33 protein-coding genes are annotated in these 23,890 nt (G+C 57.2%); 22 read left to right on the forward strand and 11 right to left on the reverse strand.

Annotated features, from left to right (window positions below; genetic code table 11):
• Window positions 1-75 precede the first annotated feature (75 nt).
• Entirely contained in the window at window positions 76-1,401 is a 1,326-nt protein-coding gene (locus ACR0I1_RS19215; protein ID WP_480707596.1) for a FliI/YscN family ATPase, read from the reverse strand.
• A gap of 107 nt (window positions 1,402-1,508) precedes the next feature.
• Between ACR0I1_RS19215 and ACR0I1_RS19220 the strand changes: the two genes are divergently transcribed.
• The 9 genes from ACR0I1_RS19220 to ACR0I1_RS19260 are packed head-to-tail and all read left to right on the forward strand — an operon-like array spanning window position 1,509 to window position 6,039.
• A complete protein-coding gene (locus ACR0I1_RS19220) occupies window positions 1,509-1,895 on the forward strand; it encodes a FlgB family protein (RefSeq protein ID WP_480707566.1) in 387 nt (128 codons plus the stop codon).
• 11 nt (window positions 1,896-1,906) lie between these two features.
• Window positions 1,907-2,293, forward strand: a complete 387-nt coding sequence (gene flgC / locus ACR0I1_RS19225; protein ID WP_480707567.1) for a flagellar basal body rod protein FlgC — start codon at window positions 1,907-1,909, stop codon at window positions 2,291-2,293.
• Window positions 2,294-2,305: 12 nt separating this feature from the next.
• Window positions 2,306-2,596: a flagellar hook-basal body complex protein FliE gene (gene fliE, locus ACR0I1_RS19230; protein ID WP_480707568.1), complete on the forward strand. Its 291-nt coding sequence runs from the start codon at window positions 2,306-2,308 to the stop codon at window positions 2,594-2,596.
• 3 nt (window positions 2,597-2,599) lie between these two features.
• Window positions 2,600-2,872, forward strand: a complete 273-nt coding sequence (locus ACR0I1_RS19235) for a flagellar biosynthetic protein FliQ (RefSeq protein ID WP_170395271.1) — start codon at window positions 2,600-2,602, stop codon at window positions 2,870-2,872.
• Window positions 2,872-3,582: a flagellar hook-basal body complex protein gene (locus tag ACR0I1_RS19240; protein WP_480707569.1), complete on the forward strand. Its 711-nt coding sequence runs from the start codon at window positions 2,872-2,874 to the stop codon at window positions 3,580-3,582. The genes ACR0I1_RS19235 and ACR0I1_RS19240 overlap by 1 nt, the downstream gene beginning before the upstream one ends.
• 21 nt (window positions 3,583-3,603) lie before the next feature.
• Window positions 3,604-4,389 (forward strand): flagellar basal-body rod protein FlgG, encoded by a 786-nt coding sequence (gene flgG, locus ACR0I1_RS19245; protein WP_170408683.1) that lies wholly within the window; start codon window positions 3,604-3,606, stop codon window positions 4,387-4,389.
• Window positions 4,389-4,802 carry a flagellar basal body P-ring formation chaperone FlgA gene (gene flgA, locus ACR0I1_RS19250; RefSeq protein WP_480571223.1) on the forward strand — a complete coding sequence of 138 codons (414 nt, stop codon included), beginning with the start codon at window positions 4,389-4,391 and terminating at the stop codon, window positions 4,800-4,802. The genes flgG and flgA overlap by 1 nt, the downstream gene beginning before the upstream one ends.
• Window positions 4,802-5,533 carry a flagellar basal body L-ring protein FlgH gene (flgH, locus tag ACR0I1_RS19255; protein WP_480707597.1) on the forward strand — a complete coding sequence of 244 codons (732 nt, stop codon included), beginning with the start codon at window positions 4,802-4,804 and terminating at the stop codon, window positions 5,531-5,533. Before flgA ends, flgH begins: the two co-directional genes overlap by 1 nt.
• An 11-nt stretch (window positions 5,534-5,544) precedes the next feature.
• Entirely contained in the window at window positions 5,545-6,039 is a 495-nt protein-coding gene (locus ACR0I1_RS19260; protein ID WP_170408681.1) for a flagellar basal body-associated FliL family protein, read from the forward strand.
• Between the two features lie 11 nt (window positions 6,040-6,050).
• Here the strand turns inward: ACR0I1_RS19260 and ACR0I1_RS19265 are convergent, their stop codons facing one another.
• The 7 genes from ACR0I1_RS19265 to ACR0I1_RS19295 form a co-directional block, all read right to left on the reverse strand.
• Window positions 6,051-6,410, reverse strand: coding sequence for a hypothetical protein (locus tag ACR0I1_RS19265; RefSeq protein ID WP_480437394.1), 360 nt, complete (start codon window positions 6,408-6,410; stop codon window positions 6,051-6,053).
• Window positions 6,411-6,433: 23 nt separating this feature from the next.
• Window positions 6,434-7,522, reverse strand: coding sequence for a flagellar type III secretion system protein FlhB (gene flhB / locus ACR0I1_RS19270; protein WP_480587506.1), 1,089 nt, complete (start codon window positions 7,520-7,522; stop codon window positions 6,434-6,436).
• The gene (locus ACR0I1_RS19275; protein WP_480707570.1) at window positions 7,519-8,292 is read right to left on the reverse strand and encodes a flagellar biosynthetic protein FliR; all 774 of its coding nucleotides are present in this window, start codon (window positions 8,290-8,292) and stop codon (window positions 7,519-7,521) included. Before ACR0I1_RS19275 ends, flhB begins: the two co-directional genes overlap by 4 nt.
• On the reverse strand, window positions 8,289-10,376 hold the full coding sequence (flhA, locus tag ACR0I1_RS19280; protein ID WP_480707571.1) for a flagellar biosynthesis protein FlhA: 2,088 nt from the start codon (window positions 10,374-10,376) through the stop codon (window positions 8,289-8,291). Before flhA ends, ACR0I1_RS19275 begins: the two co-directional genes overlap by 4 nt.
• A gap of 9 nt (window positions 10,377-10,385) precedes the next feature.
• Entirely contained in the window at window positions 10,386-11,054 is a 669-nt protein-coding gene (locus tag ACR0I1_RS19285; protein ID WP_480707572.1) for a lytic transglycosylase domain-containing protein, read from the reverse strand.
• A 72-nt stretch (window positions 11,055-11,126) separates the two neighbouring features.
• Entirely contained in the window at window positions 11,127-11,555 is a 429-nt protein-coding gene (locus ACR0I1_RS19290; protein ID WP_480707573.1) for an Lrp/AsnC family transcriptional regulator, read from the reverse strand.
• Window positions 11,556-11,611: 56 nt separating this feature from the next.
• Complete coding sequence (locus ACR0I1_RS19295) at window positions 11,612-12,931, reverse strand: MFS transporter (RefSeq protein WP_480707574.1); 1,320 nt, start codon at window positions 12,929-12,931, stop codon at window positions 11,612-11,614.
• 143 nt (window positions 12,932-13,074) lie between these two features.
• On the opposite strand from ACR0I1_RS19295, the gene ACR0I1_RS19300 reads away from it, so the two are divergent.
• The 7 genes from ACR0I1_RS19300 (at window position 13,075) to ACR0I1_RS19330 (ending at window position 17,854) form a co-directional block, all read left to right on the forward strand.
• A complete protein-coding gene (locus ACR0I1_RS19300; protein WP_480707575.1) occupies window positions 13,075-13,689 on the forward strand; it encodes a ribonuclease D in 615 nt (204 codons plus the stop codon).
• Window positions 13,686-14,648 (forward strand): KpsF/GutQ family sugar-phosphate isomerase, encoded by a 963-nt coding sequence (locus tag ACR0I1_RS19305; protein ID WP_170395309.1) that lies wholly within the window; start codon window positions 13,686-13,688, stop codon window positions 14,646-14,648. The genes ACR0I1_RS19300 and ACR0I1_RS19305 overlap by 4 nt, the downstream gene beginning before the upstream one ends.
• Before the next feature lie 4 nt (window positions 14,649-14,652).
• Window positions 14,653-15,261, forward strand: coding sequence for an LPS export ABC transporter periplasmic protein LptC (locus tag ACR0I1_RS19310; RefSeq protein ID WP_170408672.1), 609 nt, complete (start codon window positions 14,653-14,655; stop codon window positions 15,259-15,261).
• Between the two features lie 3 nt (window positions 15,262-15,264).
• Window positions 15,265-15,756: an LptA/OstA family protein gene (locus ACR0I1_RS19315; RefSeq protein WP_255611996.1), complete on the forward strand. Its 492-nt coding sequence runs from the start codon at window positions 15,265-15,267 to the stop codon at window positions 15,754-15,756.
• Complete coding sequence (gene lptB / locus ACR0I1_RS19320; RefSeq protein ID WP_170395315.1) at window positions 15,756-16,514, forward strand: LPS export ABC transporter ATP-binding protein; 759 nt, start codon at window positions 15,756-15,758, stop codon at window positions 16,512-16,514. Before ACR0I1_RS19315 ends, lptB begins: the two co-directional genes overlap by 1 nt.
• A 252-nt stretch (window positions 16,515-16,766) precedes the next feature.
• Complete coding sequence (gene hpf, locus ACR0I1_RS19325) at window positions 16,767-17,330, forward strand: ribosome hibernation-promoting factor, HPF/YfiA family (protein ID WP_039541074.1); 564 nt, start codon at window positions 16,767-16,769, stop codon at window positions 17,328-17,330.
• A 59-nt stretch (window positions 17,331-17,389) separates the two neighbouring features.
• Window positions 17,390-17,854 (forward strand): PTS sugar transporter subunit IIA, encoded by a 465-nt coding sequence (locus ACR0I1_RS19330; protein ID WP_170395318.1) that lies wholly within the window; start codon window positions 17,390-17,392, stop codon window positions 17,852-17,854.
• Between the two features lie 69 nt (window positions 17,855-17,923).
• Here ACR0I1_RS19330 and dalA read toward each other — a convergent pair whose 3' ends face one another.
• Window positions 17,924-18,439, reverse strand: coding sequence for a divisome-associated lipoprotein DalA (dalA, locus tag ACR0I1_RS19335; RefSeq protein ID WP_255611997.1), 516 nt, complete (start codon window positions 18,437-18,439; stop codon window positions 17,924-17,926).
• Between the two features lie 169 nt (window positions 18,440-18,608).
• Between dalA and ACR0I1_RS19340 the strand changes: the two genes are divergently transcribed.
• Both ACR0I1_RS19340 and ACR0I1_RS19345 read left to right on the forward strand, forming a co-directional pair.
• Window positions 18,609-19,208, forward strand: a complete 600-nt coding sequence (locus tag ACR0I1_RS19340; RefSeq protein ID WP_170395325.1) for a L,D-transpeptidase — start codon at window positions 18,609-18,611, stop codon at window positions 19,206-19,208.
• Between the two features lie 139 nt (window positions 19,209-19,347).
• Window positions 19,348-19,530, forward strand: coding sequence for a hypothetical protein (locus ACR0I1_RS19345; protein ID WP_010442520.1), 183 nt, complete (start codon window positions 19,348-19,350; stop codon window positions 19,528-19,530).
• A 76-nt stretch (window positions 19,531-19,606) separates the two neighbouring features.
• On the opposite strand, the gene hemH is transcribed toward ACR0I1_RS19345, so the two are convergent.
• Entirely contained in the window at window positions 19,607-20,656 is a 1,050-nt protein-coding gene (gene hemH / locus ACR0I1_RS19350) for a ferrochelatase (protein ID WP_480707576.1), read from the reverse strand.
• Window positions 20,657-20,711: 55 nt separating this feature from the next.
• Window positions 20,712-21,542, reverse strand: a complete 831-nt coding sequence (locus ACR0I1_RS19355; RefSeq protein WP_480707577.1) for a methyltransferase domain-containing protein — start codon at window positions 21,540-21,542, stop codon at window positions 20,712-20,714.
• Window positions 21,543-21,570: 28 nt separating this feature from the next.
• On the opposite strand from ACR0I1_RS19355, the gene ACR0I1_RS19360 reads away from it, so the two are divergent.
• From ACR0I1_RS19360 to ACR0I1_RS19375, 4 genes are read left to right on the forward strand one after another with little or no spacing between them, the layout of a single operon-like run.
• Window positions 21,571-22,287 (forward strand): double zinc ribbon domain-containing protein, encoded by a 717-nt coding sequence (locus tag ACR0I1_RS19360; RefSeq protein ID WP_480707598.1) that lies wholly within the window; start codon window positions 21,571-21,573, stop codon window positions 22,285-22,287.
• A gap of 37 nt (window positions 22,288-22,324) precedes the next feature.
• Entirely contained in the window at window positions 22,325-22,582 is a 258-nt protein-coding gene (grxC, locus tag ACR0I1_RS19365; RefSeq protein ID WP_170395334.1) for a glutaredoxin 3, read from the forward strand.
• Window positions 22,582-23,412: a carbon-nitrogen hydrolase family protein gene (locus ACR0I1_RS19370; protein WP_170515687.1), complete on the forward strand. Its 831-nt coding sequence runs from the start codon at window positions 22,582-22,584 to the stop codon at window positions 23,410-23,412. Before grxC ends, ACR0I1_RS19370 begins: the two co-directional genes overlap by 1 nt.
• A 14-nt stretch (window positions 23,413-23,426) precedes the next feature.
• Window positions 23,427-23,867, forward strand: coding sequence for a MarR family winged helix-turn-helix transcriptional regulator (locus tag ACR0I1_RS19375; protein WP_170395340.1), 441 nt, complete (start codon window positions 23,427-23,429; stop codon window positions 23,865-23,867).
• Window positions 23,868-23,890 lie beyond the last annotated feature (23 nt).

The raw sequence follows: 23,890 nt of genomic DNA on the forward strand, positions 1-23,890 counted from the left end.
CCTTCTATTCACCCGCTTACTGGCCTAGCAGGGCAGGTGTTAAGGTGGTCTTAACACTTAAAACTGTTCTGAATTCTAAGACTGCGACACCGGGTTTACACCAGCGCGCCTCAAAATCAGAGATAATCGATTGAAGCTGTTTTCGATACCATCGGGATCGGCCTTCGCAAAAAAGCTATCTAGCTCTTCGTGGACCCGGACGGCGCGATCCAACAAAGGATCTGTTCCTTCGGCATAGAGGCCGGCTTTGATCATCACCTCAGATTGCTCATAACTGCCGACCAGCTTGCGGGTTTCTGTAATCAACTGGTTCTCATCCGCGGTCGCCGCACCTGGTAGGCTGCGTGATACGGATCGGCTGAGGTCAATGGCCGGGAAGCGCCCGCGTTCGGCGATGTCTCGGCTCAGCACGACATGTCCGTCCAAGACGCCGCGCAGAATGTCCGCAATGGGCTCGTCCATGTCAGAACCCGCGACAAGAACACTGAAGACTGCGGTGATGTCACCTTGATCGGGAGTTCCGGGACCCGCCCGTTCGCACAGGTTTGCAATCAGCGGCGTGACCGATGGCGGGTAGCCACGTAGCGATGGGGCTTCACCCATTGCGGCGGCAATCTCGCGGTGCGCTTCGGCAAAGCGGGTAACTGAATCGGTCAGAAACAAAACGTTTAACCCTTGATCCCGCAGGTATTCCGCCACCGACATGGCCGACCATGCGCACCGTCTGCGTATCAGGGCCGATTGATCCGAGGTTGCGGCCACGACGACGGATCGTTTCAGACCTTCGGCACCCAGGGCGTTCTCGACAAACTCATTCACTTCGCGCCCGCGTTCGCCCACCAATGCAACGACCACAGCATCCGCCTGGACTGAGCGGGCAAGCGTCGCCAGAAGTGTTGATTTGCCAACGCCTGAACCAGCGAACAGGCCGATTCGCTGACCTTGGACAATGGGCAGCATCGTGTTGAGGATGGCCAACCCGGTTTCCATACGACCGCCCAGCGGCTTGCGCGATACCGCAGTTGGCGGGGCCTGCATAAGGTCACGTTCAAGCGTGCCAGGCAGCAGGGGCTTGCCGTCCAGAGGTTTGCCAAACGGATCGATCACCCGCCCAAGCCAATGCATTCCGGGCGCAAAGGTAGGCATCTGGTTGAGAGAGACCTGATCCCCCAGGCTTACGCCATCGGGTGCGGAGGCTGGCAGCATATGGATCGCGCCTGATTCGACATGCAGGACCTCGCCCGGCAGGTCCGGGCCTTTTTGTCGGCGCAGCGTCAGATGATCCCCGATCCGGGCTTGGGCGGTCAGACCATCGATTTCAACCACGCCGCGCGCAACACCGGTCACACGCCCGATATGGTGTACCGCCGACATCCTATCGAATTCGCATTTCAGACGCATCGGATCGAGATCGGCCATCGCAGGTCCTCCAAATAGATTTGTTGAAAACGGTTTCTAAAGGAATCGGGGTTAAGCCTTGATTGAAATTGATCGAGGGAGAAGCCCCGATGTTCAATGACCTGAACGTCTTTAAGACTGCGTACGCAATGGCAACCCATGCCGGACAACGGCAAGCGGTTGTTGCGCGCAACATGGCCAACGCGGATACGCCGGGATACAAGCCCCGCGATATTGAAGCCTTCCAGACAGCGATTGAAAACACGAGCCGAGAGGTCGCGATGACCGCGACTCGGACGGGTCATCTGAATGGTGATGTGCGCGCTCAGCCTTGGGCTGAATTCACGGTCGCGGCTTCGAGCGATCCGAATGGCAATGGTGTTTCATTGGAAGAAGAGATGCTGAAAGCTGTCGAGGTAAAGCGACAACATGACCGGGCATTAGCGATCTACAAGTCTTCAATCGGTGTGCTGCGCACGAGTCTGGGCCGGGCATAGGGGGTTTCACGATGAGCGATTTTTCCTACTCGTTGGACGCGTCGGCTAGCGCACTGCGTGCGCAAGCAGCGCGGTTGCGTCATGTGTCCGAGAACATCTCGAACGCCGATACGCCGGGATACCGGCGTAAGATAGTCCCGTTTGAGACAGTCGAACGGGACGGAAAAGAGATGGTTCAGGCGGGGCGCGTCAAACTCGATCGTCGCGACCTGAGCCGAATTTATGATCCTGGCCACCCTATGGCTGATGAGACTGGCCATTACAGAGGATCAAACGTCGATCTGATGATCGAAATAGCAGACGCCCGAGAGGCACAGCGCAGCTATGAAGCCAACCTCAAGATGTTCGACCAGACCCGGCAGATGTCATCAAGTCTGATGGATCTACTCCGAAAATAAAGGAATACCAGAATGGATGTTCGCTCACTTACCGCCGCACAGAACTATACGGGTGCGCGCCCTGCAACGCAGGCCGACCCCGGACATCAGGGGACAGCGCAAGGGCTGCGATCCTCGTTTCAGGATTTCGTGGCGACGCTGGAACAAAGCGAGCAAGTCACGCAATCTTCGATGGTTGGGCAGGCCGACCCGCACGCTTTGGTTCAGGCGCTGGCGCAGACAGAGTTGGCAGTGGAAACGGCTGTGATTGTTCGGAACAAAGTCGTTGAAGCCTATCAGGAAATCTTGCGGATGCCGGTCTGAACGATGCTGAGCGAAGGTCTGTTCTACGACATCGTGCGCCAGGCGCTTTGGGTTGCAGTCATCACGTCGGTTCCGATCCTGGCGGTGGCGCTGATCTCGGGCCTTACAGTTGGTTTGTTTCAGGCGCTGACCTCGGTTCAGGAGATGACCCTGACCTTCGTGCCTAAGCTGATTGCAATCGTGGTCGTGTTCTGGATGTCGATGGGCTTCATGACCCAGACCCTTGTTACGTTTTTTACCGGGACATTGGTCCCGCTTATTGCCGGAGGTCGCTGATGGACACCACTTATGTCACCTTGTCCCGCCAATCCGGTCTCATGGATGAGATGCGAATGGTGGCCAACAATATCGCCAATGCCAACACGACCGGGTATCGTCAGCAGGGGCTGGTGTTCTCCGAATTCGTCCGGGATATGCCGGGCAACCCTTCACTATCGCTCAGCCGTGCGCAGGTTCGAAACACTTCTCTGCAACAAGGTGTGCTGACCGAGACAGGCGGGTCCTTCGACTTTGCCATCGAAGGGGACGGGTTCTTTATGATCGAAACGCCCGCTGGGAACCGCCTGACGCGTTCCGGCAGTTTCTCACTCAATGCTGAGGGCGATCTGGTGACGATGGACGGGCACCGGGTTCTGGACAGCAATGGCGCGTCGGTCTTTGTCCCGCCCGACGCCGCAACGATCGATGTTGGCAGCGACGGCACGATGAGCGTCGATGGACAACTTCTGAGCCAGATCGGTGTCTACAACGTCGCCGATCCCGAAAACCTGGTGCGCGAAGGAAGCACACATTTCCGTGCAGGCGGGCAGGTGGACCCGGTGGACGAGCCGGTCGTGCTGCATCGGTTTCTCGAAGGATCGAATGTCAATGCCATTGGTCAGGTGACCCGGATGATTGAAATTCAGCGGGCCTACGAGCTCGGGCAGAGTTTTCTTGAGGCCGAAGACGAACGGGTTCGCGGGGCGCTTAAGGCATTGATGCGCTGATTACCGGAAGGAGAATACGACATGCGAGCATTGAAGATCGCGGCTACGGGCATGACCGCACAGCAGATGCGGGTTGAGACAATTTCAAACAACCTCGCGAATATGAATACAACCGGCTACAACACCCGCCGGGCCGAGTTTGCCGATCTGCACTATCAACAGATGGCGCGCGCCGGGGCGGTCAATGCCTCGGATGGAACGGTCCTTCCGACAGGTATTCAGCTTGGGTTGGGCGTGCGCCCTGCCGCCGTCACCGTACAGCTGCAACAGGGTGGGCTCTCGGCAACAGGCAGTGATCTGGATATCGCCATCGAAGGGCGAGGTTACCTTGAAGTCACCATGCCGAATGGCCAATCCGCCTTTACCCGAGACGGAAGCCTGAAACGTTCGGCCGAAGGTCTGATCGTAACTTCTGATGGCTTTGCCGTTGCCCCTGAAATTACCATTCCAGACGATGCCAGATCGATCTCGATCAATGCGGCGGGTGAGGTCTATGCCTATTTCGATGATACGGCCGAGGGGCAGTTGCTGGGCGAGTTTACGCTGGCCAGCTTCTCGAACGCCAAGGGTCTTGAGGCCATTGGTAGCAACCTCTTCAAGGAAACCGAAGCCTCGGGTGCACCGGTGGTCGGCACCCCGGGCGAAGATGGGCTGGGCACATTGCGGCAGGGCTATCTTGAGGACAGCTCTGTCGATGCGGTGCGCGAGGTCACGGAACTGATCGAAGCGCAGCGTGGCTACGAAATGAACGCCAAAGTTATTTCCGCCGTCGACCAGATGATGGGCGCGACCACGCAGGTGCGGTGATGCGCCTGTTAACCCTCATACTATGCATGATGCCGATGCCAAGCTTGGCCGAGATCGTTGTGCCGACCCGCACGATCCGCGCCAAAGAGGTCATTGTCTCATCCGACCTCGAAATCAAAACCACTGAGGTCAATGGGGCGGTTCGTAGGCCAGAGGATCTTATCGGTCAGGAGGCACGTGTTGCGCTTTATCCAGGTCGGCCAATCCGCCCTGCCGATGTCGGTCCGCCTGCGATCGTGGACCGAAACGATCTGGTGACGCTGGTGTTCGATCACGTCGCGCTATCGATCACTGCCGAAGGCCGCGCGTTGGGCCGGGGCGCAGCAGGCGAGCGTATCCGTGTCATGAATCTGGCGTCTCGCACAACAGTAACGGGCGTAATCCGTCCCGATGGACAAATTGAGGTTAAATGATGCCGAGCCTTTCGAAACCCCTGCTACTTGTCGTTCTGAGTGTTGCGGCGTGTGGACGATTGGACCACCTTGGCAAGCCGCCCAGCCTGACACCAAACACGGAATCGCCTGAGCATGTTGCGATGCTGTGGCCCGGACTACCTTTGCACAGCCAGCCTCAGCGAACCGTTGATCAGTCATCATTGTGGAGTGGCGGTCAGCATTCCTTGCTTGGTGATCAACGGGCGATGAAAAAAGGGGATATTCTGACAGTCGTGATCGAGCTGGATGAAAAGGCCGAAATATCCAACGACACCAACCGGTCGCGGGCCGGGTCAGAAAGTCTTGCGGTGCCGGAACTCTTCGGCCTTCCTCAGCGCGCAGGTGAACGACTACCTGAAGGGGCCTCACTTGATGATGCCGTTTCAATTGACTCGGCTTCGGTCAGCAAAGGCAAGGGATCGGTCAAACGCAAAGAAAAATTGACCTTGCGCGTGGCGGCAACGGTCGTCGACGTGTTGCCAAACGGTGTGCTTTCGATTTCTGGATCGCAAGAACTGCGGGTGAATTTCGAACTTCGGGAACTGCTGGTCTCGGGCTATGTCCGCCCCGAAGATATCTCGCGCCAGAATGAAATCACCTATGACAAGATCGCGTCAGCGCGGGTGTCTTATGGTGGCCGCGGGCAGATCACGGATGTGCAGCAACCACGCTATGGACAACAGATACTTGATACCTTGCTACCGTTCTGAGGGCCGCTCTGATGGGAAAACTACTACCGATCGTTTTTCTGGTTTTCGGCCTGGCTGCCGGTGCGGGCGCCCGGATCCTATTGTCCCCGTCCGGGGAAGCTGAAGATCTTGCGGAGGCTGGGCAAAAACCCAATGAAGACAAGAAAAACAAAACTAAACCCGGCAAAGATGATCAATCAGAAACACATGAGTATTTGAAACTCACCAAACAGTTCGTGGTCCCCGTGGTTTCCGAGGACGAGATATCGGCGCTCGTCACCATGTCCCTCAGCCTTGAGGTGAGGCCGGGGATTGCCGAAGCGTTTTATGAGATCGAGCCAAAATTAAGGGACCGGTTTCTGCAAGTTCTGTTTGATCACGCCAATATCGGCGGGTTTGACGGCGCATTCACGCGGTCAGACAACCTGACGGCTTTGCGCAATGCGTTGCTGGAGGTTGCGAGAAAGGATCTGGGCGAAGATGTCTCGCAAGTTCTGATCATGAGTGTCAGCCGACAGGATACCTGAACGGGTTGGGGTTACGATTCCTGAGCTTTAGATTGTCGCACGCGTCGCTTGTGTTCCTGCAGGCGGCGCGACAGATCGGCAACGGCCAGTTTGCGCCCAAATGCCCCACGCAATTCTTCCATTGCCGCAAGCTTTTGTGATCGCAGGCGCGCCAACTCGGTGTTCAGGTTGCGCCGTGTCAAAGATTCCCAGCCGTGCCACAACAGGTCTGCGCCGGTGACCTGATAGCCATCCGACTGTGAACTCGTCGATTTTACTTCGGCTAATTGAGAATCCAGACGCGTCAATTGCTGAAGCAACTGGGCTTCGCGCTGCAACAAAGGGTGCAATTTTTGGTGTTCCCGTTGATAAACAGCTTCGGCGACGGTCAAAAGGTTGCCCATGCGATCTTGCGTCATCCGACCTGACCCTTCGCTCGTTTGCGCATGGCTTCGGCAAACCGAATAGCAGCTGCAACGGGTCGGTAGTATTCTTCGGTAATTTCCTGTCCGATCCCGACGGTCGCGTGCAATGCGCGTGCTGTTGGTGGATCGGAATGAATAGGAATGCCTGCGTCTCCGGCCGTGGCCCTGATTGTTGCCGCGATTTCATCTACTCCTTTGGCGACGCAAACCGGAGCGCTGCCACTTGCACGCGACCATTTCAGCGCCACCGCATAATGCGTCGGGTTGACGATCACCACATCGGCCTTGGGCACATCCGCCATCATCTGATTGGTTGCTATGTCCTGCGCGCGTTGGCGACGCTGCTGTTTGACGTGCGGATCACCCTCGGAATCCTTGGTTTCATCCTGAATTTCTTTGCGTGACATTCTGTTTTTGCGAAGGTGTTCGGCATGTTGCCACAGATAGTCGATCACGCCGATCGCCAGCGCGATCATTATGGCGATAAACAGAAATTGGCTTAGTAAGTTCATCATCAACAGAATTGAGGATCTCGGAGCGGCTGCACTAGCTGTCAGAATCTCTGGCAGGTGGACGTGTAAAAATAGGGTCAGGCATGTTCCATAGATCAACAATTTAACAAAGCTCTTGGCGAATTCGAACAACCCGCCCCTGCCAAACTTGTTCTTTGCGTTTGAGACGATCGAGATGCGTGAACCGCGTGGTTTCAGCTTTTCCGGCGCGAAGATCAGTGCGCGCTGGGCGATCAGGCTGAGCAACACCGCGACTGCCGGTACGATAAACAACGCGGCGATTGGTGCCATAGTTGATCTCAGAATCCCAGCGACGGTGGATGTCGCGGGTCCGACGGTCAGCAAGCTTGCGAATTGATCTGATTGGTCGATCAAGACCACGAACACAGTCCCCAGATGCTCTGCCGTGAATTGCCCCGTGAGCAAAAGTGCGACGAGCAGTCCCATGTATGCAGCCACAACCGACAGATCATTGGACTTCGCCACCTCGCCTTTTTTGCGGGCTTTTTCCAGCTTTTGCGGGGTCGCCTCAAATGACTTATCACTGTCGTCGTCTGATGCGCTCATCGCAGCCCTCCAAGCGGGTTCTGGAGAAAGGTGAACAAAGCGTCAGACCAGGTTGCCAAGATCAATGGTGCCCCGGCGAAAAGCAGGAAAAGGCCTGCGAAAGTGATTGCTGGGGCACCGACAAAAGCGACCATGAGCCGCGGCATGGCGCGGTTAATTACGCCCAGTGCGAGGTTGTAGATCAGCGATGCGATGACAAAGGGCGTCGCCAGCGCAAAGGCCAGTCCAAAGCTGCGGGCGACTTGCGCAACGCCCCATTGCGACAGATCAGGCGCAGTTGGAAGCGCGCCCATCGGAAACAGCATATAGCTGTGGATCATGAACTGCGCTGCACGGATATGAAGGCCAAGCAATACCGCCAGCGCCAAGCCGGCCAGCGTCAGCAGATACCCCATCGCCGGGACAGGTTCTGCGGCCGCTCCGCCCAGGATCTGAGACAAGGATGTCGCTTGCGCCGCGATTGAACCTGCAGTTTGTAATGCAAGGACAAAAAGGCGCAACCCGATGCCGAGCATAAGACCGATCAAGACTTCGATGGTGATTAATCCAATCATTTTGTGAAAGCCCGGCATAACACCCGATGCGGGTATGGCGGGAATGACAATCATTGTGAAAGCAACTGCCACGCCCAGTTTGACCCGCACGGGGACGCTGCGTTCACCAAAGGCCGGTAGCAGCGAAACCAATGCGGACACACGAAGAAATACGGCGAACAGATGCCACAGGTTTTGCCCCAGATGTGGCAAAAGCTCTGACGGGACTGAGATCACGCGGGCACCGTTCCGACCAAGGCGGGGCGCGCCTCAAGCCCGATCTCTTCAAAAGACAGGACGGGGTTGGCGACGCCGCGCGCGTGCATAATGGTCCTGAGCAATCTGCGTCGGCGGGTCGTGGTTACGACCGCCGGGAACAACCCGTGATCTGCTGATTTTGCGACGCTATCGACAACTCCATCGGCCAGCTTATTGAACAGGTTGGGCGGTAGTGCCACGTCGATACCTGCGTTCGCGGCGTCGATCTGGTAGGTGGCAAATGTGTCCTCCCATTCCGGCGCGAGTTGGATCAGAGGGATCGAGCCGTCCTCGCGCTTCATGTCGGCAACCAGTTGAAAGCCCAGCCGCTGGCGGACCAGTTCGCAGATCCCTTCGGGCTGGGTGGTGGTCAATCGTGCTTCGGCCATGCTTTCAAGGATCAGCGCCATGTTTCGGATCGAGACCCGTTCGTCTAGCAACAGCCGCAGAACAGCATGCAGTGTGTCGATCGGCACCTTGTCTGGGATCAATTCGTCCAGCATTTTGCGGTTGGCTTCGGCTCGGGTCGGATCGCTGAGCCGCGTCATCTCGGACAGCAGGCGGCGAAGGGATTTCAGGGTCAAAAGGCGCGAGAAATTCTGTTTGATGATCTCCAGCAGATGGGTTGCCAGAATTTCAGGAGGGGTGACGATGGTGGCCCCATTCAGTGCGGCGACCTCCTGGTCCTTGGGCAATATCCAGCGCGCCGGGGCACCGTAGACGGGTTCGGTCACATCGGTGCCATCAGGTAGAAAGTCGTGCCCGTCCTGTACCAGTGCGAGCACGAGTTCAGAATTCAGAACACCACGCGCCTGTTCGACCCCTTGTACTTTGATCACATAAGTTCCGGTCGGAAGATCGGCGCGGTCAGTCAATCGAATTTCGGGCAGGATAAGCCCAAAGCTTGAGGCGACATAGGTCCGCATGTTGGCGATCCGCGCGTCAAGGCCGGTACCGGGGTTCAGCACCATGCTGACCAGATCAGGGGCGAATTCCAAGTGAACGTCGTCGAGGTCCAGGATATCACCGATAGCCTGCGAGACCGGAGTATCAGACTCGGCCTCGGGGGTCTGAGCCTCTGCCTCGCTGGCGTTGCGTTGTCTGAGGCCTGAATAAGCCGCATAGCCCAGCACCCCCGCCCCAAGAATGAACGGTAAGAACGGCAAACCGGGCACCAGGGCGAACAGCACCATCAGAACCGCTACGGTGCCCAACGCCGCCGGGTGGCGTCCAAGCTGCGAGAAGATCGCATTGTCGGTTGCACCCTGCGTACCGCCACGCGCCAACAGCAAGGCGGACGCAATCGAGATGATCACTGCTGGTATCTGCGATACCAACCCGTCCCCAACGGTCAGGATTGCATAGGTTTCGAAGGCGGACGATACCGGCATCCCATGCACGATGACCCCCATGACCAATCCCATCACGAGGTTGAGAAGTGTGATCAGCAACCCGGCAATCGCATCGCCTTTGACGAATTTCGACGCGCCGTCGAGCGAACCAAAAAAGGTGGTTTCCTGCTGCTCGCGCTCGCGCCGTTCTTTGGCTTGCTGGTGATCGATGGCTCCAGCCGACATGTCACTGTCGATGGCCAACTGTTTGCCTGGCATCCCGTCCAGCGCGAACCGGGCACCCACTTCGGCCATGCGGGCCGCACCCTTTGTGATGACCATGAAGTTCACGATCAGCAGAACGCCAAACACCACAAGGCCCAGAAAGATGCTGCCGCCCATGACAAACTGGGCGAAACCTTCGATCACGTCACCAGCGGCGTTGGTGCCGGTGTGCCCCTGACCGATGATCAGCTTGGTTGAGGACACGTTAAGCGACAAGCGCAACATCAGTGAGGCCAGCAGGATCGTCGGGAAGGATGAGAAATCCAGTGGCCGTTCGATGAACAGCGTCAATGTGAAGATCAGAATCGCCAGCGCAAAGGATGCCGCCAGCCCCACGTCCAGTACCCAGGCTGGCATGGGCAGGATCATCATCACGATGACCGCCATCAGCGCCAGCGCCAGCAGTATGGTCGGAGAGAACAAGGTGCGGGGATCGATACGGGGCACTATCTGCTCCTAATTGAAAGCGATAAAGGCGGTGGCTGTAGAGGTTTCGGGAACCAGTGACCCCAGCGCGTTCTGGCCGACCGGATGAGCGTTCAGCGGGATGAGTGGGCTGGCAGATGCGGTGAATGGATCGCGTTCGTGGGCTGTGCCCGAGCCATCCAGTTGCGCCAGGACGGTCTGAAAACGGTCAGAATATGAGGCCGCAAGGTGCTGCGTGCGCGAGTGGTAGGCCCCGACAGCGGCAGGCCATGATCCAAGTTCCGCATAAAGCTGGGCCAGAAACCGTGCTGCATAGGTTGCGTTTTCATCCGGATCGAACATCGCGTCGATCGAGCGAAAAGCCTTACCGTGCCAGCGATAGTTGATCTGAAAGCAACCGACGTCAAAGCTGCGTACACCGGATTTGAAGATGTCGAACACGTAAGACTTTGCCTCAACCTCGGAGGCAAACCAATATCCCTGTCCTTCACGATTGACGGTCCATGGCCAGGGTTCCAGAACCCCGTCCAGCGTGCGGCCTGTTTCAACGCGGGCAATTGCCTTTAGAACATCGAGCGGAACGTCTTCGGCCAGCGCAGCCCGTTGCGCTGCGCGGTCACAAAGAGCTGCCGTTGTCGCCGCGTCTGCGGCCTGCGCCAAAAACATAAGCGCCGCAATCAGGAGGTTTTGAATTGGCATTCTGCCGGTCCGGGATTCTGATCAGTCCGGGCCAAGCTATCCAGTTACCTGTTTACAGGGAGTTAGCGTGCCTTAGTTTCGATCAATCTTTCGACCGAAGACCACGCTGGTGTTGGTGCGCGACACGCCAGGGATGCGCGCAAGTTCATCGACCAGAATGTCGAGGTCTTCGATCCGTGGCGCTTCGGCGGAAAGCAGCAGGTCAAATTCGCCATTGATTGACAAACACAATTTGACCTCGGGATAAGCTTCAAGCCGCTTGATGATACGTGTGGTTTCTTTCTGCTGCACTTCAAGCAGAACGATGATCTGAACGCGTGGCGTATCTTCGGTTTCGTGCAGGACGACCGAGTAACCAGCGATGACGCCCCGCTCTTCCATTCGATTGATGCGTTCATGCACCGTTGTCCGTGCGACGCCAAGTGTTGTTGCAATGCGGGTCGTCGAGTCGCGCGCATTGTGCTGTAAGGCGGCGATGATGCGTCGATCAAGCTGGTCCATTACGGCTCCGGATTCAGGCGGTATAGTCCCGGTTTAGGGCAGTTTGGTGCCCGGGCTCAAGGCTGGTGCGGATAACGGGGATGCAGTTCATCAATGACAATCGGATGCGCATGAGGTTTTGGCCCAGACAGGTGGGGGTGATCCTGCGGGAGGTCAGGATGGCCGTGAACCACCGCATTGTCTTCGCGCCGTGGCCAGGCAATGAGCACAAGAACCAGACCCAGAATCGCGGCAGTTACCATTCCGGCCATCGCCACAGTTGCGCCAAATCGGGTCATCAGCCACCCGGCCAGGGGATAAAGCACCAGCCAGCAAGCATGAGACAGAGTGAACTGTGCGGCAAACACGGCGGGTCGATCTTCGGGGTGGGCGGATCGGGTCAGCAGGCGGCCCGAAGGCGTCAGCATGCTGGAATACCCAAAACCAATCAATAGCCATGTCGTTGTCAGCAAACCTAATGTCATCGGCAGAGTGACAGATAGCAGCGCTGCCACCGCCATGGTGCCCGTCGCCAATGATGCGCCACCCAGCATGACGCGACGCTCTGGAATGTGATCAAGAAGGCGTGGCAGTGCAAATGCCGCGAGCATCGAACCGCCGCCGAACCCGGCCAGCGCGACGGCAACGGCGCTTTCAGAAAGACCAAGATCGCCGCGCACGATCACGACCGTGTTGACGATGACCATCGAACTGAGCGCGGCCGCGCTCCAACTCAGCGCCAGCAGGCCGCGCAGGCGCGGGGTCTTAAGGTAAATCCGTATGCCGCGCGTGGTGCGGTCGTAGATGCCGCGCGGCTGGGTTGGTTTGGGTGAGGGTAGGGTTGCAGACACTACAAGCAGGGCCGAGGCGACAAAACCGATACAGGTGCCCAGAAACAGGCTGTCGAAACTGACGAACAGCAGCAAGGTGGCAGCCAGCATTGGGCTCAACAGGCTTTCCAGATCGTAAGCCAGCCGCGACAGGGACAGGGCTTTGGTATAGTCCTGTTCGTTGGTCAGCACATCCGGGATGGTGGCCTGAAACGCGGGTGTAAATCCGGCTGAGGCGGATTGCAGCACAAAGATCAGCACGTAGACCTGCCAGATTTCGGACACGAAAGGCAGGCAGAGCGCAACCACAGCGCGCACCAGATCCAGTGCGACCAGCATCCGGCGACGATCCAGCTGCTCGGCAAAGGCAGCAGCAAGCGGGGCAACGGTGACATAGGCGATCATTTTGATCGTAAGAGCGGTACCAAGGACCATCCCGGCGGCCTCTCCGGCCAGATCAAAGGCTAACAGCCCCAAGGCAACCGTCGCCAGCCCGGTTCCGGTCAGCGCCACGATCTGCGCGGCCAGCAGATGTCTGTAAGTGCGGTTTCTCAGGATGCTGAGCATTGTCGGAATTTCTCAATCGCGGTGTCGCATCCATAGTTCTCGTGTTGGCCATAAGGTCAAGGGTGCCGCTTTTCCAAGGACGGCGTTGAGTTTGCGGGCCAAACCGCCTATCTCGGGGCCGAAAGCGCACAAAGGACAATTCCGTGGCGAACCATCTGTATAAAAATGACCTGCCGGACGGGTTGGATTTGGGCCCCATCGTGGCCATTGACTGTGAAACCATGGGGTTGAACCCGCATCGAGATCGCCTGTGCGTAATCCAGATGTCAGGAGGGGACGGCAACAGCCATATCGTTCAGGTCGAGATTGGGCAGACGCAGGCGCCGAACCTCTGTGCGATGCTGGAAAACCCGAATGTTTTGAAGCTGTTCCACTTTGGCCGCTTCGATATTGCTGCGATGTATCACACCTTCGGCGCTTTGGCCGCCCCGGTCTATTGCACCAAGATCGCCAGCCGGTTGGTGCGCACCTATACTGATCGTCATGGTCTTAAGAACCTGTGTCAGGAACTGATTGGCGTCGATATCTCGAAGCAGCAGCAGATGAGCGATTGGGGCGCTGAAACGCTGACTGATGCCCAGTTGGACTATGCGGCATCGGATGTTTTGTACCTGCACCAACTGCGGGATGCACTGGACGGACGTCTGGCCCGCGAAGGCCGCACCGAAATGGCGCAGGCGTGTTTTGACTTCTTGCCAATGCGTGCGAAGCTTGACCTCGCAGGCTGGCCCGAAACTGATATTTTTGCGCACTCATGACTGACACCGAAGCATTCCTCAGAACCGCCCGGCAGGTCGTTACCGACGAAGCCCGCGCATTGGAGGTCCTTGCCGAAAGCTTGGACGAGCATTTCGCCGAAGCCGTGCAACTGATCCTGCAGGCCACTGGCCGCATCATTATCAGTGGTATCGGCAAATCCGGCCATATTGGCCACAAGATCGCGGCGACTCTGGCCAGCACTGGTACGCCCGCCTATTTTGTCCATCCCGCCGAAGCCAGCCATGGTGATTTGGGCATGGTCTCGAAAGGCGATGTGGTCCTTGCGATCTCGAACTCAGGTGAAGCGCCGGAACTGGCGAACTTGCTGGCCTTTACGCGTCGCTTTGGAATTCCGCTGATCGGGTTGTCGAGCAAGCCGGAAAGCACCTTGATGAAACAGGCGGATGTGCATCTGCTGATCCCGTCGCTGGGAGAGGCCTGTGGTTTTGGGATGGTGCCTTCAATCTCGACGACGCTGACACTGGCGATGGGCGACGCGCTGGCGATTGCGCTGATGAAGTACCGGGATTTCAAACCCGAAGATTTCCGCGCTTACCACCCCGGTGGAAAGTTGGGGGCGCAACTGTCTACTGTGCGTGATCTGATGCATGAAGATTTGCCCTTGGTGACCGCTGGCACCCCGATGAGCGAGGCGCTGCTGGTCATGAGTCAGAAGAGCTTTGGTGTTGTGGGAGTCACTGATCAGGCAGGTCGTTTGCTGGGTATTGTGACCGATGGCGACCTGCGCAGGAACATGGACGGGCTATTGAGCAAAAACACCGAAGAGGTGATGACCGAAAATCCAATGACCATTGCGCCAAGTGCTATGGCGGAGGAGGCGGTTGCAATCATGAACGATCGCAAGATCACGTCACTCTTTGTGGTTGATCCTGACACAAATGGCCCAGCCTTGGGTCTGCTGCACATACATGACTGTCTGCGTGTAGGATTGGGTTAGGAAGATGGCTGAAGTTGATCGCCATTCCCGATGGGTGCAGTTCCTGAAGGTACTGCTACCGCTTGTGGCGATTTTGTTGCTGTCTTCTGTCTTTCTTCTTTCTCGCAGCGTCGACACCAATGTCTCGGTGCCGTTCAGTGATCAGGATATTGACGACCGGCTGACAGACCAGGTGGTCACGCGGCCCGACTATAAAGGTGTCACCCGCAAGGGCGAGGAAATCCGCGTCGAAGCCCGAAGGGCCAGTCAGGGTGGCGATGGCGACACACCGACGGCAGCCGAAGTGCAGGGCCGCTTTGGACTAAGCAATGGGGGCGAGATCACACTCGAATCCAACACAGGCATCATCAGGCCAGACAAGGGTACTGCAACGTTTGCAGGGGATGTGGTCATCACCACCAGAGACGGCATCCAGGTCACCACCGACCTGTTGAATACGTCACTGGATGAAATACGTGGTGATAGCCCTGGCCAGATTGACGGAACCGGTCCGATTGGCGACTTTACTGCCGGAAGAATGGTGTTTGGGACCGAAAAAAAGGACGGTCCGGTTCATATTCTTTTTACAGGCGGCGTGAAGTTGATATATGAGCCGCAAAAAGCAGAAAGATAACTTGTGTTCGATTTACGTGTCGCCTTTTTGTGTCTAGCCGTGGCTGTCGGAGCCACACCTGTTTCTGCACAAGAGGCTCAGGTGGCGTTCGGCTCTGTCAATGCCGACCCGACGCTGCCGGTCGAGGTGACGTCCGAGACATTGAACGTGAATCAGGAAGATGGATCGGCCGAGTTTATCGGCAACGTCATTGTCATCCAGGGTGAGATGCGCCTGACGGCAGACCGGGTTCTTGTCATCTATAACGAAGAACGCTCGGCCATCGAACGGATGGAGGCCACCGAAAACGTGGTTCTGGTCAGTCCGCCCGACGCAGCCGAGGGCGATTGGGCAGAATACACCATCGACTCCGGCGTGATTGAGATGAAGGGCAACGTGTTGCTGACGCAGGGCCCAAGTATCATCAGCGGCGACGAGATGATTGCAAATCTGACGACGGGAACTGCGACGATGTCAGGGCGTGTCAAAACCATTCTGCAACAAGGTGGCAACTGATGAACCGGCCCGAACTCTCCATCGCTGAAGGTTCTTCTGGTCTGAAGATCGAAAAGCTACGAAAGTCTTATCGCAAGAAGACCGTCATTCGCGATGTGTCCATGGAATTGAACCGCTCCGAGGTCGTGGCGTTGCTAGGCCCGAACGGATCGGGCAAGACCACCACTTTTTATTCTGTCGCCGGTCTGGTTTTCCCCGAAGCGGGCACGGTCACGATTGATGGGCAGAGCGTCACGACCCTGCCGATGTATCGTCGTGCACGGATGGGGATCGGATATCTGCCGCAGGAGATGTCGATTTTCCGCGGGATGAGCGTTGAAGACAACATCGCTTCGGTTCTAGATATCACGGTTAAACATGCCCATCGCCGCAAGGAGCGGCTGGAAGAGCTGCTATCGGACTTTTCCATCGAACACCTGCGCCGAGCGCCTGCATTGGCATTGTCCGGCGGGGAACGCCGCCGGGTCGAAATTGCGCGCTGTCTGGCCGCCGATCCGAAATATCTGCTGTTGGACGAACCATTTGCGGGTGTCGACCCGATCAGTGTCGGTGATATCCGGCATCTGGTGGCCGATCTGAAAAAGCGTGGCATCGGAGTGCTGATCACGGATCATAACGTCCGGGAAACGCTGGAGATTGTGGATCGGGCTTATATCTTGCATGACGGCCAGGTTTTGATGTCAGGCACGCCCGATGAAGTTGTCGAAAACGAAAATGTTCGCCGGGTCTATCTGGGTGAAAACTTCCGTATTTCATAAGGTTGTGCGGAGATGCGCCTGATGCATGACGGAAATCACGTATATACACACCTGTTTTGATTGACTCTTCCCTCACCTCTTGGCTCAATTGGCATATGGCATTTCTTCGGTTCCAAACTGGATCTCGATCTCCCTTCGTTGAAGGGCCGGGCCAACGGCAACCGCAGAACATGCCGATACCCCCCACCCGATAAAAACAAGTCAGTCGCGTTACGCGACGTCAGAATGGGTGTGAATTGTGAAGGAGATCACATGCGTTACCAAATCAGCGGAAAACAGATCGACATCGGTGCGGCCCTGCAGACCCATGTGCAGACCGAACTGGGCGAGGTCGTGGGCAAATATGCCCAGCGGCCTACAGACGCCAACGTCGTCTTTTCCCGTTCGGCGCATGAATATGTATGCGAAACCACCGTGCATCTGTCGACCGGCCTGACCGCACAGGCCAAGGCGCACGCGACCGAGATTTACGCGGCATTCGAAGGCTGCTGCGACAAGATGGAGACACAACTGCGACGCTATAAGCGCCGCCTGAAAGACCACCACAAGGATCGGTCCGAGCCGGTTGAACTCTTTGGCGCGTCCTCTTATATCCTCGCCTCTGACGAATCGGAGACGGCAGACGAACCCGAATCGCTGCAGCCTATGATCGTGGCTGAGATGGAAACCAAGATCCCATCGCTCAGTGTTGGTGAAGCCGTCATGCAGATGGAACTCGCTGGTGCTCCGGTACTGGTGTTCCGAAATGAGAACAAGGACGGATTGAATGTCGTTTATCGCCGCGAGGACGGCAATATCGGTTGGATCGATCCGTAACAGGCAAGACTAATCGGCCTGCCCCCGAATAGCTGGGGGCACGGCTTAGGAGCAAAATGATGGAGCTTTCGAGCATTCTAAAGCCAGAAGCGGTGCGTGTACTGTCCGCTGCTTCCAGCAAGAAGCGTTTGTTTCAGGAAATTGGCGATGTGGGCGCCGCGACGCTTGGGCTGGATGCTCAGACGATCGTAGACAGCCTGCTTGAGAGGGAGAGCCTTGGCCCAACTGGTGTTGGACATGGTGTTGCACTTCCGCACGCACGGCTTTCCGAACTAGAATCGGTTTCGGGTGTGTTTGTCATGCTGGAAAAGCCCATCGACTTCGGCTCGGTCGATCGTCAGCCGGTCGATTTGGCGTTTTCCCTGTTTGCGCCAGAAGAGGCGGGGGTTGAACACCTTAAGGCGCTGGCGTTGGTCTCGCGCACGCTGCGCGAGCAATCGGTCTGCGCCAAGCTGCGGGCCAACCCTGACCCGGTAAAGCTGTATGCCATTCTGACTGAAGCGCAATCGATGCAAGCTGCCTGATTGGCCCACTTATCAACAAAAAAGCCCCCGATTTGTCGGGGGCTTTTTTTGTTTCTTTATCTGGCGTGATCAGCCGCCGGATCCCATCTCCAGCGTCCACCAGATCTTGCCACCGCCTTCTTGGTGCCAGGCGAATCCCATCTGGGTGGCGCGCGGGTCCATGATCACGGCACGAGGACCGGGTTCCTGCATCCATGCGGCCAGCGTTTCGGTCTCGGTCTCAAAGGTTTCCGAGATCGCTTCACCCAGGAATGTACCGAAGTAACCGGCGCGCGCCGCGCGATCCAACGGAGACGAACCGTCCGAACCAAAATGCCAGGGCCGATTCTGTCGCGCCATGTCTTTCGCATGAGTGGCGGCAGCTGCATTCAGTTGCGAGTTCAATTGGACCTGTTGCAGGCCAGATGCTTGCCGCAAGGCATTCACCGAATCCAGCATTCTGAACTGCAGCTTTTCAGGGTTGCCACGAATTTTGTACACAGATGGCAGCGGCCTGCCATCGGCGCCAATAGCGGATGTGCCCGAATCGGTACATGCCGCAAGTGCGACAAAACAAATCGCTAGTAGAGAAAGAATACGTGTCATGATCGGCCTAAATATTGTGTCGAGAAGGGAAATAGCCTGCTTGACCGCCCGGAGCAAACCTACAATGCCCCAACCTTGCGTGATTCTGCCGGTTTGATTTGCGACTGAAGCATTCTGGCCATAAAATGCCTTAGATTTTGCATTTGCTGTTAGCAGAGGACCGATCTCCATGGTCAAGAAACATATTCTTACATCGACGCGCCGGGGATTCCTGGCCGGTGCAACCGCCAGCTTGGCCTCGCCTGCGTTGGCTCAGTATATTCCGGGCGACCCGCTACGCCCCGCCCCGGAACCGGAAGCTCCGGTACGCCGCAATGTGTCGGGATTCCGTGCGCTGGACTGGCAGCCCTATTTTTCGAACACTCGAAACGGTGCTATTCTGGTGGATACCGTATCCAGAGCGCTGCATTATTGGTCAGATGATCAATCCGTATACAAACTGTACCCCTCTTCGGTGCCTCTGACCGAGGAATTGACCCGTCGCGGACGCACCAGTGTCATTCGCAAGGTGGAAGGCCCAAGCTGGTCACCGACGCCATCGATGAAGAAGCGCAACCCTGAATGGCCGGATTATATTCCGCCGGGTCCTGATAACCCGCTGGGAACACACGCTTTATATCTGAGCTGGAAGTATTATCGCATCCATGGCACCCACGATACGCGTAAAATTGGACGCCGGTCGTCGAACGGGTGCATTGGCTTGTTCAACGATGACATCGCCGAACTGTTTTCTATGGCTAAGGTCGGCACGCAAGTGTTGCTAATTTGACGACATTTTCGCGCACGAACCCGCTTGCGGGACAAGTTGCAATTGCAATCCGCCTGCATTGCTGATTAGAAAAACTCACGAGGTAAGTCTTAGATGCGTGGTTTCGCTATTGGGAATCGCGCAAATTCTGGAGGTTAATATGAAGAAACTCGTTCTCGCTGCTGCTCTGACCGCTGCTGCTTCGACCGCATATGCTGGCAACCTGGAAGAGCCGGTTGTTGAAGCACCTGTTGTTGTCGAAGAGACCCAAGGTTCGTCGCAGGGCATCATCCTGCCGCTGATCCTGCTGGTTGTTGTTGCCGCAGCTGTTGCAGCAAGCTAAGTCGACGAGACTTTATGCACTTAAAAGGCGGTGGTGCAAACCACCGCCTTTTTTCGTGTCTGGTGAAAGCGCGCGATTAGTCTAACCAACCACGCAGATTGTCTTCGATCACTTTACTCAGCGCGGCGATATGCGAATCATCGTCGTTAAGGCAAGGGATATAGGTGAACGATTCACCACCCGCCTCTTCGAAGCTCTCTTTGATCTCTTCGTTGATCTCTTCCAGTGTCTCAATGCAATCGGCAGAGAAGGCAGGTGCGATGACGGCGATGTTCTTCTTGCCCTGACGCGCCAGATCAGCCACGTGATCGACGGTGTAGGGCTTCAGCCATTCTTCCGGTCCAAAGCGCGATTGAAAGGTCGAGATCAGCTGATCATCCGTCCATCCCAGACGCTCTTTCAGTAGCCTTGATGTTTTCACGCATTGGCAGTGATAGGGGTCCCCTTGCTGCAAATAGCGCTGGGGCATCCCGTGATACGAGCAGACCAGGACATCCGGTTTTGTCTCCATATCTGCATAGGCGCGCTCGACAGAGCTCGCCAACGCATCGATATAGGCAGGTTCGTCGAAATAGGCCGGAACAGTTCGGCTGGCAGGCTGCCATGTCTCCTTCATCAACGCGCGGAAGAACTGATCATTTGCTGTAGCAGTCGTGGCACCGGCATATTGCGGGTAGAGCGGGAAGAACAGGATGCGATCACAGCCTTCTTCTACCATCTCCCGGACCTTCGACGGAGTTGAAGGATTGCCGTAGCGCATGCAAAAATCCAGCATCACCCGATCGCCATACCGCTGCTGCATCGCTGCGCGCAGCTTGGCAGTCTGATCTTTGGTGATCGTCATCAACGGGCTTTCGCCCTTATCGTGATTCCAGATTGACTTGTACGCCCCACCCGAACTGAAAGGCCGCTTGGTCAGAATGATGCTTTGCAGAATCGGCTGCCACTTCCACGCCGGGTAGTCGATCACGCGCTTGTCCGACAGGAACTCGTTCAGATACCGCCGCATAGGCCAATAACTGTAGTCATCTGGAGTTCCCAGATTAGCCAGCAGGATGCCGACGCGGCCCATCTTGACCTTGGGATGGTCTGCAGGGGCATGGGTTGGACGAGTGGCATCAAACATTGAAAGCTTCCTGATTTGTGGTGTCTGGCCTGAGATATAGGGAAAAGGCCGGTCGTCAATCGGGCAGTTTGCCCTCATCCGTACCTAGCGCATCAGCCAGCCGCATCTTGGCGGATCCCGGACGCAAAGGTTTGGGTTGGCTGTCATCGGGGGTCCAGCCCGTCAGACAGATCAGTTCAAAGGTTGCCGTCAGGCGGCCCTGTGGCGATTTATAATGTCCGGCGTAGATGTCCTGCGCTTTGTCAAAAACAGCGCGTCGGGTCGGGTGTTTCAGGCGATCCGCCAAAGCGTTGGTTTCCCCCATCGCTCGCAGATCACGCATCAGATGCACCAGATCGCGATATTCTGCGGACAGCGTCGCCTTGTCGGCGACCGGCAAAGCCAGCCCGGCCCGTTGTAGCAGCCCCCCCAGATCACGAAGCTCGGCCATGGGGGCGATGCGGGGGCTGAGACCGCCGGTCTCCTCTATCTCGGCCTGACCCAAGGCCGCGCGTAATTCCTTTAGGGTGTCGCCTCCTAAACATACCGCTAACAGCAATCCGTCGGATTTTAGGGCGCGATGGCATTGGATCAGTTGGCCGACCGGGTCGTTTGCCCAATGCAGTGCCATCGCATGTATCAAGAGATCATGCTCTCCTGGAGTTAGGTCGAGAACATCTTCATCCCTGATCACCCGGGCCTCGGGCCACAACCCCTCCCAGATATGAGGAAAGGGCGTCACGACGGCGGGTGCCTGAAAGGTTTTGTTAACCATGGACAGACGATCCTGCACTTCGTCGACAGCGGCATGGTGCAGGAAAAGCGCGTCGTCCCGCGCGCGGCTGCGGTGAAGCGCAAGGACGGCGCGGTCAAACAGAGAGGGTGTAGTGTCGGACGGAAGCTTCATAAGCCGCAAGTATCGCATTCGTCAGGGGATGCAAACCGCTGTCGAGATGATCTACCCACCGCGTTGCCTGTCCTGCGGAGCACTGACCGAATCCGATTTCGGCCTCTGCGGCGCATGCTGGCGCGACACGCCGTTCATCGGTGGCACCGTCTGCGAAAGCTGCGGCATGCCACTTCCCGGCGCGCAGGACGGACACCGGATTGAATGTGATGACTGCCTCAGGGCACCACGCGCGTGGCAGCATGGTCGGGCAGCGTTGCTGTATCAGGGGCGCGCGAAGGCACTCATACTTGCCTTTAAGCACGGGGATCGGCCTGAGTTGGCCCGCCCTGCCGCACGCTGGATGGCTCAAGCCGGGCACGAGCTGTTGCGCCCGAACATATTGATCGCGCCGGTACCGCTGCACTGGACCCGGCTGATCAAGCGTCGCTACAACCAATCGGCGCTTCTGGCGCAGCATCTGGGCCGGCAAACGGGGTTGAGTGTCTGCCCCGATCTTCTGGTTCGCACGGTCCGCACCCCTGTTCTGGACGGAAAAACTGCGGTTGAGCGATCCCTTGCGTTGTCCAACGCCATATCCCTGCACCGAAAACGTGCTCCCATGATCAGAGGCCGGGATATTCTTCTGGTCGATGATGTTATGACCTCGGGTGCGACGTTGGACGCCTGCGCGCGTGTCTGTCGCGCGTCAGGGGCAAATCATATTTTCGTGTTGGTACTGGCGCGCGTTGCCAAGGATGCCTAATTCGCCCAAGAATGTGCGAAACCCAAAGGGACGGAATATGAAGCCGGTAGAAATCTACACCTCGCCGCTGTGCGGCTTTTGTCATGCGGCCAAGCGGTTGTTGAAACAGAAAGGCGTCGAATTCAAGGAAATCGACGTGCTGATGCATCCGAAACGCAAACCTGAAATGATCCAGCGCGCGGCAGGAAAACGCACTGTGCCGCAGATTTTTGTGGGCACCACCCATGTTGGTGGGTGCGACGATCTTTACGAGCTTGAACGTCAGGGCAAGCTGGACCGCCTGCTGGCGGCTTGATGAAAACCGCTTTGCTGCAGATCACCGCGTCGGATGATCCGACCGAGAATCTGGACATGGTGCGAACCATGATGGCCGATGCAGCTGCGCAAGGTGCGCAGTTCATTCTGACGCCTGAAGTCACGAATTGCGTCTCAACCAGCACCACTCGGCAGCGCGAGGTTTTGCAGCATGAAGAAGACGATATCACTCTGGCGGGCCTTGGCGAACAGGCCGCCAATTTGGGTGTGTGGCTGCTCATCGGTTCACTAGCGATCAAAACGCATGATGCCGATGGCCGCTTTGCCAACCGTAGCTTCATGATCGACCCGCAGGGGCAGATCGTGGCGCGGTATGATAAGATTCACATGTTCGACGTGCAGGTCACGGAATCCGAGACCTTCCGCGAATCGAAGAACTACCGCCCCGGTCAGAAAGCGGTGATTGCCGACACCGATTTCGATAAAGTCGGACTGACCATCTGCTATGATATTCGATTTCCCTACCTGTATGCCGCTTTGGCGCAGGCAGGCGCGCGGATTCTCACTGTCCCGGCGGCGTTTTCGCCGGTCACTGGTGCGGCCCATTGGGAAGCGCTGCTACGCGCGCGGGCCATTGAGACCGGCTGCTGGGTGCTGGCTCCGGCACAAACGGGTGAGCACCCTAAAACTCGTGGCAAGACGCGATATACACACGGCCACAGTATGGTTGTCGCCCCGTGGGGAGAGGTGCTGATCGACGCAGGCACCGATCCGGGCATTCACTTTTTTGATTTGGATGATAGGTCTGTTACAGAGGCGCGACGACGCGTGCCTTCACTAACACATGTCCGCCCCTTTGACGGACCCTGATCCAGAACCGGACCATGACTGACGAAAAAAATGCCCTTGCGGTCACGCTGTTCAGCGAGATCCTGACCGCCGATCAGCTATTGCGCAACCGGCTGAGCCGGGTGCTGCCCAAGGGCATGGAAATCTCGCATTTCTCGGTGCTGAACCATCTGGTGTTTGTCGGCGACGAGCGCACCCCGGCGCAACTTGCCAACACGTTCCATGTGACGCGCGGGGCGATGACCAACACTTTGGCCAAGCTGGAATGGGCCGGTTATATCCACATCCGCCCCGACTGGGACGACGCCCGCCGCAAGATGGTCGCCATCAGCCCCGCAGGCCGACGCGCACGCGATCAGGCGATTTCCTCGATTGCCCCGCTGATCAACCGCGTGGTCGGAGAGCTGGGGCTGGAGCGGGTGCGCAGCACGCTGCCCGTGCTACGGGATTTGCGGTTGCAGTTGGAGGGGGAGTAGGGGCTTTACGCCAACTGCGCCAA

The sequence above is a fragment of the Ruegeria sp. B11 genome (assembly GCF_056539785.1).

Coding starts and splice junctions, on each gene's coding strand:
- ACR0I1_RS19215 (WP_480707596.1), bottom strand. CDS start 1,401: ATGCGTCTGAAATGCGAATTCGATAGGATGTCGGCGGTACACCATATC.
- ACR0I1_RS19220 (WP_480707566.1), top strand. CDS start 1,509: ATGTTCAATGACCTGAACGTCTTTAAGACTGCGTACGCAATGGCAACC.
- flgC (WP_480707567.1), top strand. CDS start 1,907: ATGAGCGATTTTTCCTACTCGTTGGACGCGTCGGCTAGCGCACTGCGT.
- fliE (WP_480707568.1), top strand. CDS start 2,306: ATGGATGTTCGCTCACTTACCGCCGCACAGAACTATACGGGTGCGCGC.
- ACR0I1_RS19235 (WP_170395271.1), top strand. CDS start 2,600: ATGCTGAGCGAAGGTCTGTTCTACGACATCGTGCGCCAGGCGCTTTGG.
- ACR0I1_RS19240 (WP_480707569.1), top strand. CDS start 2,872: ATGGACACCACTTATGTCACCTTGTCCCGCCAATCCGGTCTCATGGAT.
- flgG (WP_170408683.1), top strand. CDS start 3,604: ATGCGAGCATTGAAGATCGCGGCTACGGGCATGACCGCACAGCAGATG.
- flgA (WP_480571223.1), top strand. CDS start 4,389: ATGCGCCTGTTAACCCTCATACTATGCATGATGCCGATGCCAAGCTTG.
- flgH (WP_480707597.1), top strand. CDS start 4,802: ATGCCGAGCCTTTCGAAACCCCTGCTACTTGTCGTTCTGAGTGTTGCG.
- ACR0I1_RS19260 (WP_170408681.1), top strand. CDS start 5,545: ATGGGAAAACTACTACCGATCGTTTTTCTGGTTTTCGGCCTGGCTGCC.
- flhB (WP_480587506.1), bottom strand. CDS start 7,522: ATGAGCGCATCAGACGACGACAGTGATAAGTCATTTGAGGCGACCCCG.
- ACR0I1_RS19285 (WP_480707572.1), bottom strand. CDS start 11,054: ATGCCAATTCAAAACCTCCTGATTGCGGCGCTTATGTTTTTGGCGCAG.
- ACR0I1_RS19290 (WP_480707573.1), bottom strand. CDS start 11,555: ATGGACCAGCTTGATCGACGCATCATCGCCGCCTTACAGCACAATGCG.
- ACR0I1_RS19295 (WP_480707574.1), bottom strand. CDS start 12,931: ATGCTCAGCATCCTGAGAAACCGCACTTACAGACATCTGCTGGCCGCG.
- ACR0I1_RS19305 (WP_170395309.1), top strand. CDS start 13,686: ATGACTGACACCGAAGCATTCCTCAGAACCGCCCGGCAGGTCGTTACC.
- ACR0I1_RS19310 (WP_170408672.1), top strand. CDS start 14,653: ATGGCTGAAGTTGATCGCCATTCCCGATGGGTGCAGTTCCTGAAGGTA.
- lptB (WP_170395315.1), top strand. CDS start 15,756: ATGAACCGGCCCGAACTCTCCATCGCTGAAGGTTCTTCTGGTCTGAAG.
- hpf (WP_039541074.1), top strand. CDS start 16,767: ATGCGTTACCAAATCAGCGGAAAACAGATCGACATCGGTGCGGCCCTG.
- ACR0I1_RS19330 (WP_170395318.1), top strand. CDS start 17,390: ATGGAGCTTTCGAGCATTCTAAAGCCAGAAGCGGTGCGTGTACTGTCC.
- dalA (WP_255611997.1), bottom strand. CDS start 18,439: ATGACACGTATTCTTTCTCTACTAGCGATTTGTTTTGTCGCACTTGCG.
- ACR0I1_RS19340 (WP_170395325.1), top strand. CDS start 18,609: ATGGTCAAGAAACATATTCTTACATCGACGCGCCGGGGATTCCTGGCC.
- ACR0I1_RS19345 (WP_010442520.1), top strand. CDS start 19,348: ATGAAGAAACTCGTTCTCGCTGCTGCTCTGACCGCTGCTGCTTCGACC.
- hemH (WP_480707576.1), bottom strand. CDS start 20,656: ATGTTTGATGCCACTCGTCCAACCCATGCCCCTGCAGACCATCCCAAG.
- ACR0I1_RS19355 (WP_480707577.1), bottom strand. CDS start 21,542: ATGAAGCTTCCGTCCGACACTACACCCTCTCTGTTTGACCGCGCCGTC.
- ACR0I1_RS19360 (WP_480707598.1), top strand. CDS start 21,571: ATGCAAACCGCTGTCGAGATGATCTACCCACCGCGTTGCCTGTCCTGC.
- grxC (WP_170395334.1), top strand. CDS start 22,325: ATGAAGCCGGTAGAAATCTACACCTCGCCGCTGTGCGGCTTTTGTCAT.
- ACR0I1_RS19370 (WP_170515687.1), top strand. CDS start 22,582: ATGAAAACCGCTTTGCTGCAGATCACCGCGTCGGATGATCCGACCGAG.
- ACR0I1_RS19375 (WP_170395340.1), top strand. CDS start 23,427: ATGACTGACGAAAAAAATGCCCTTGCGGTCACGCTGTTCAGCGAGATC.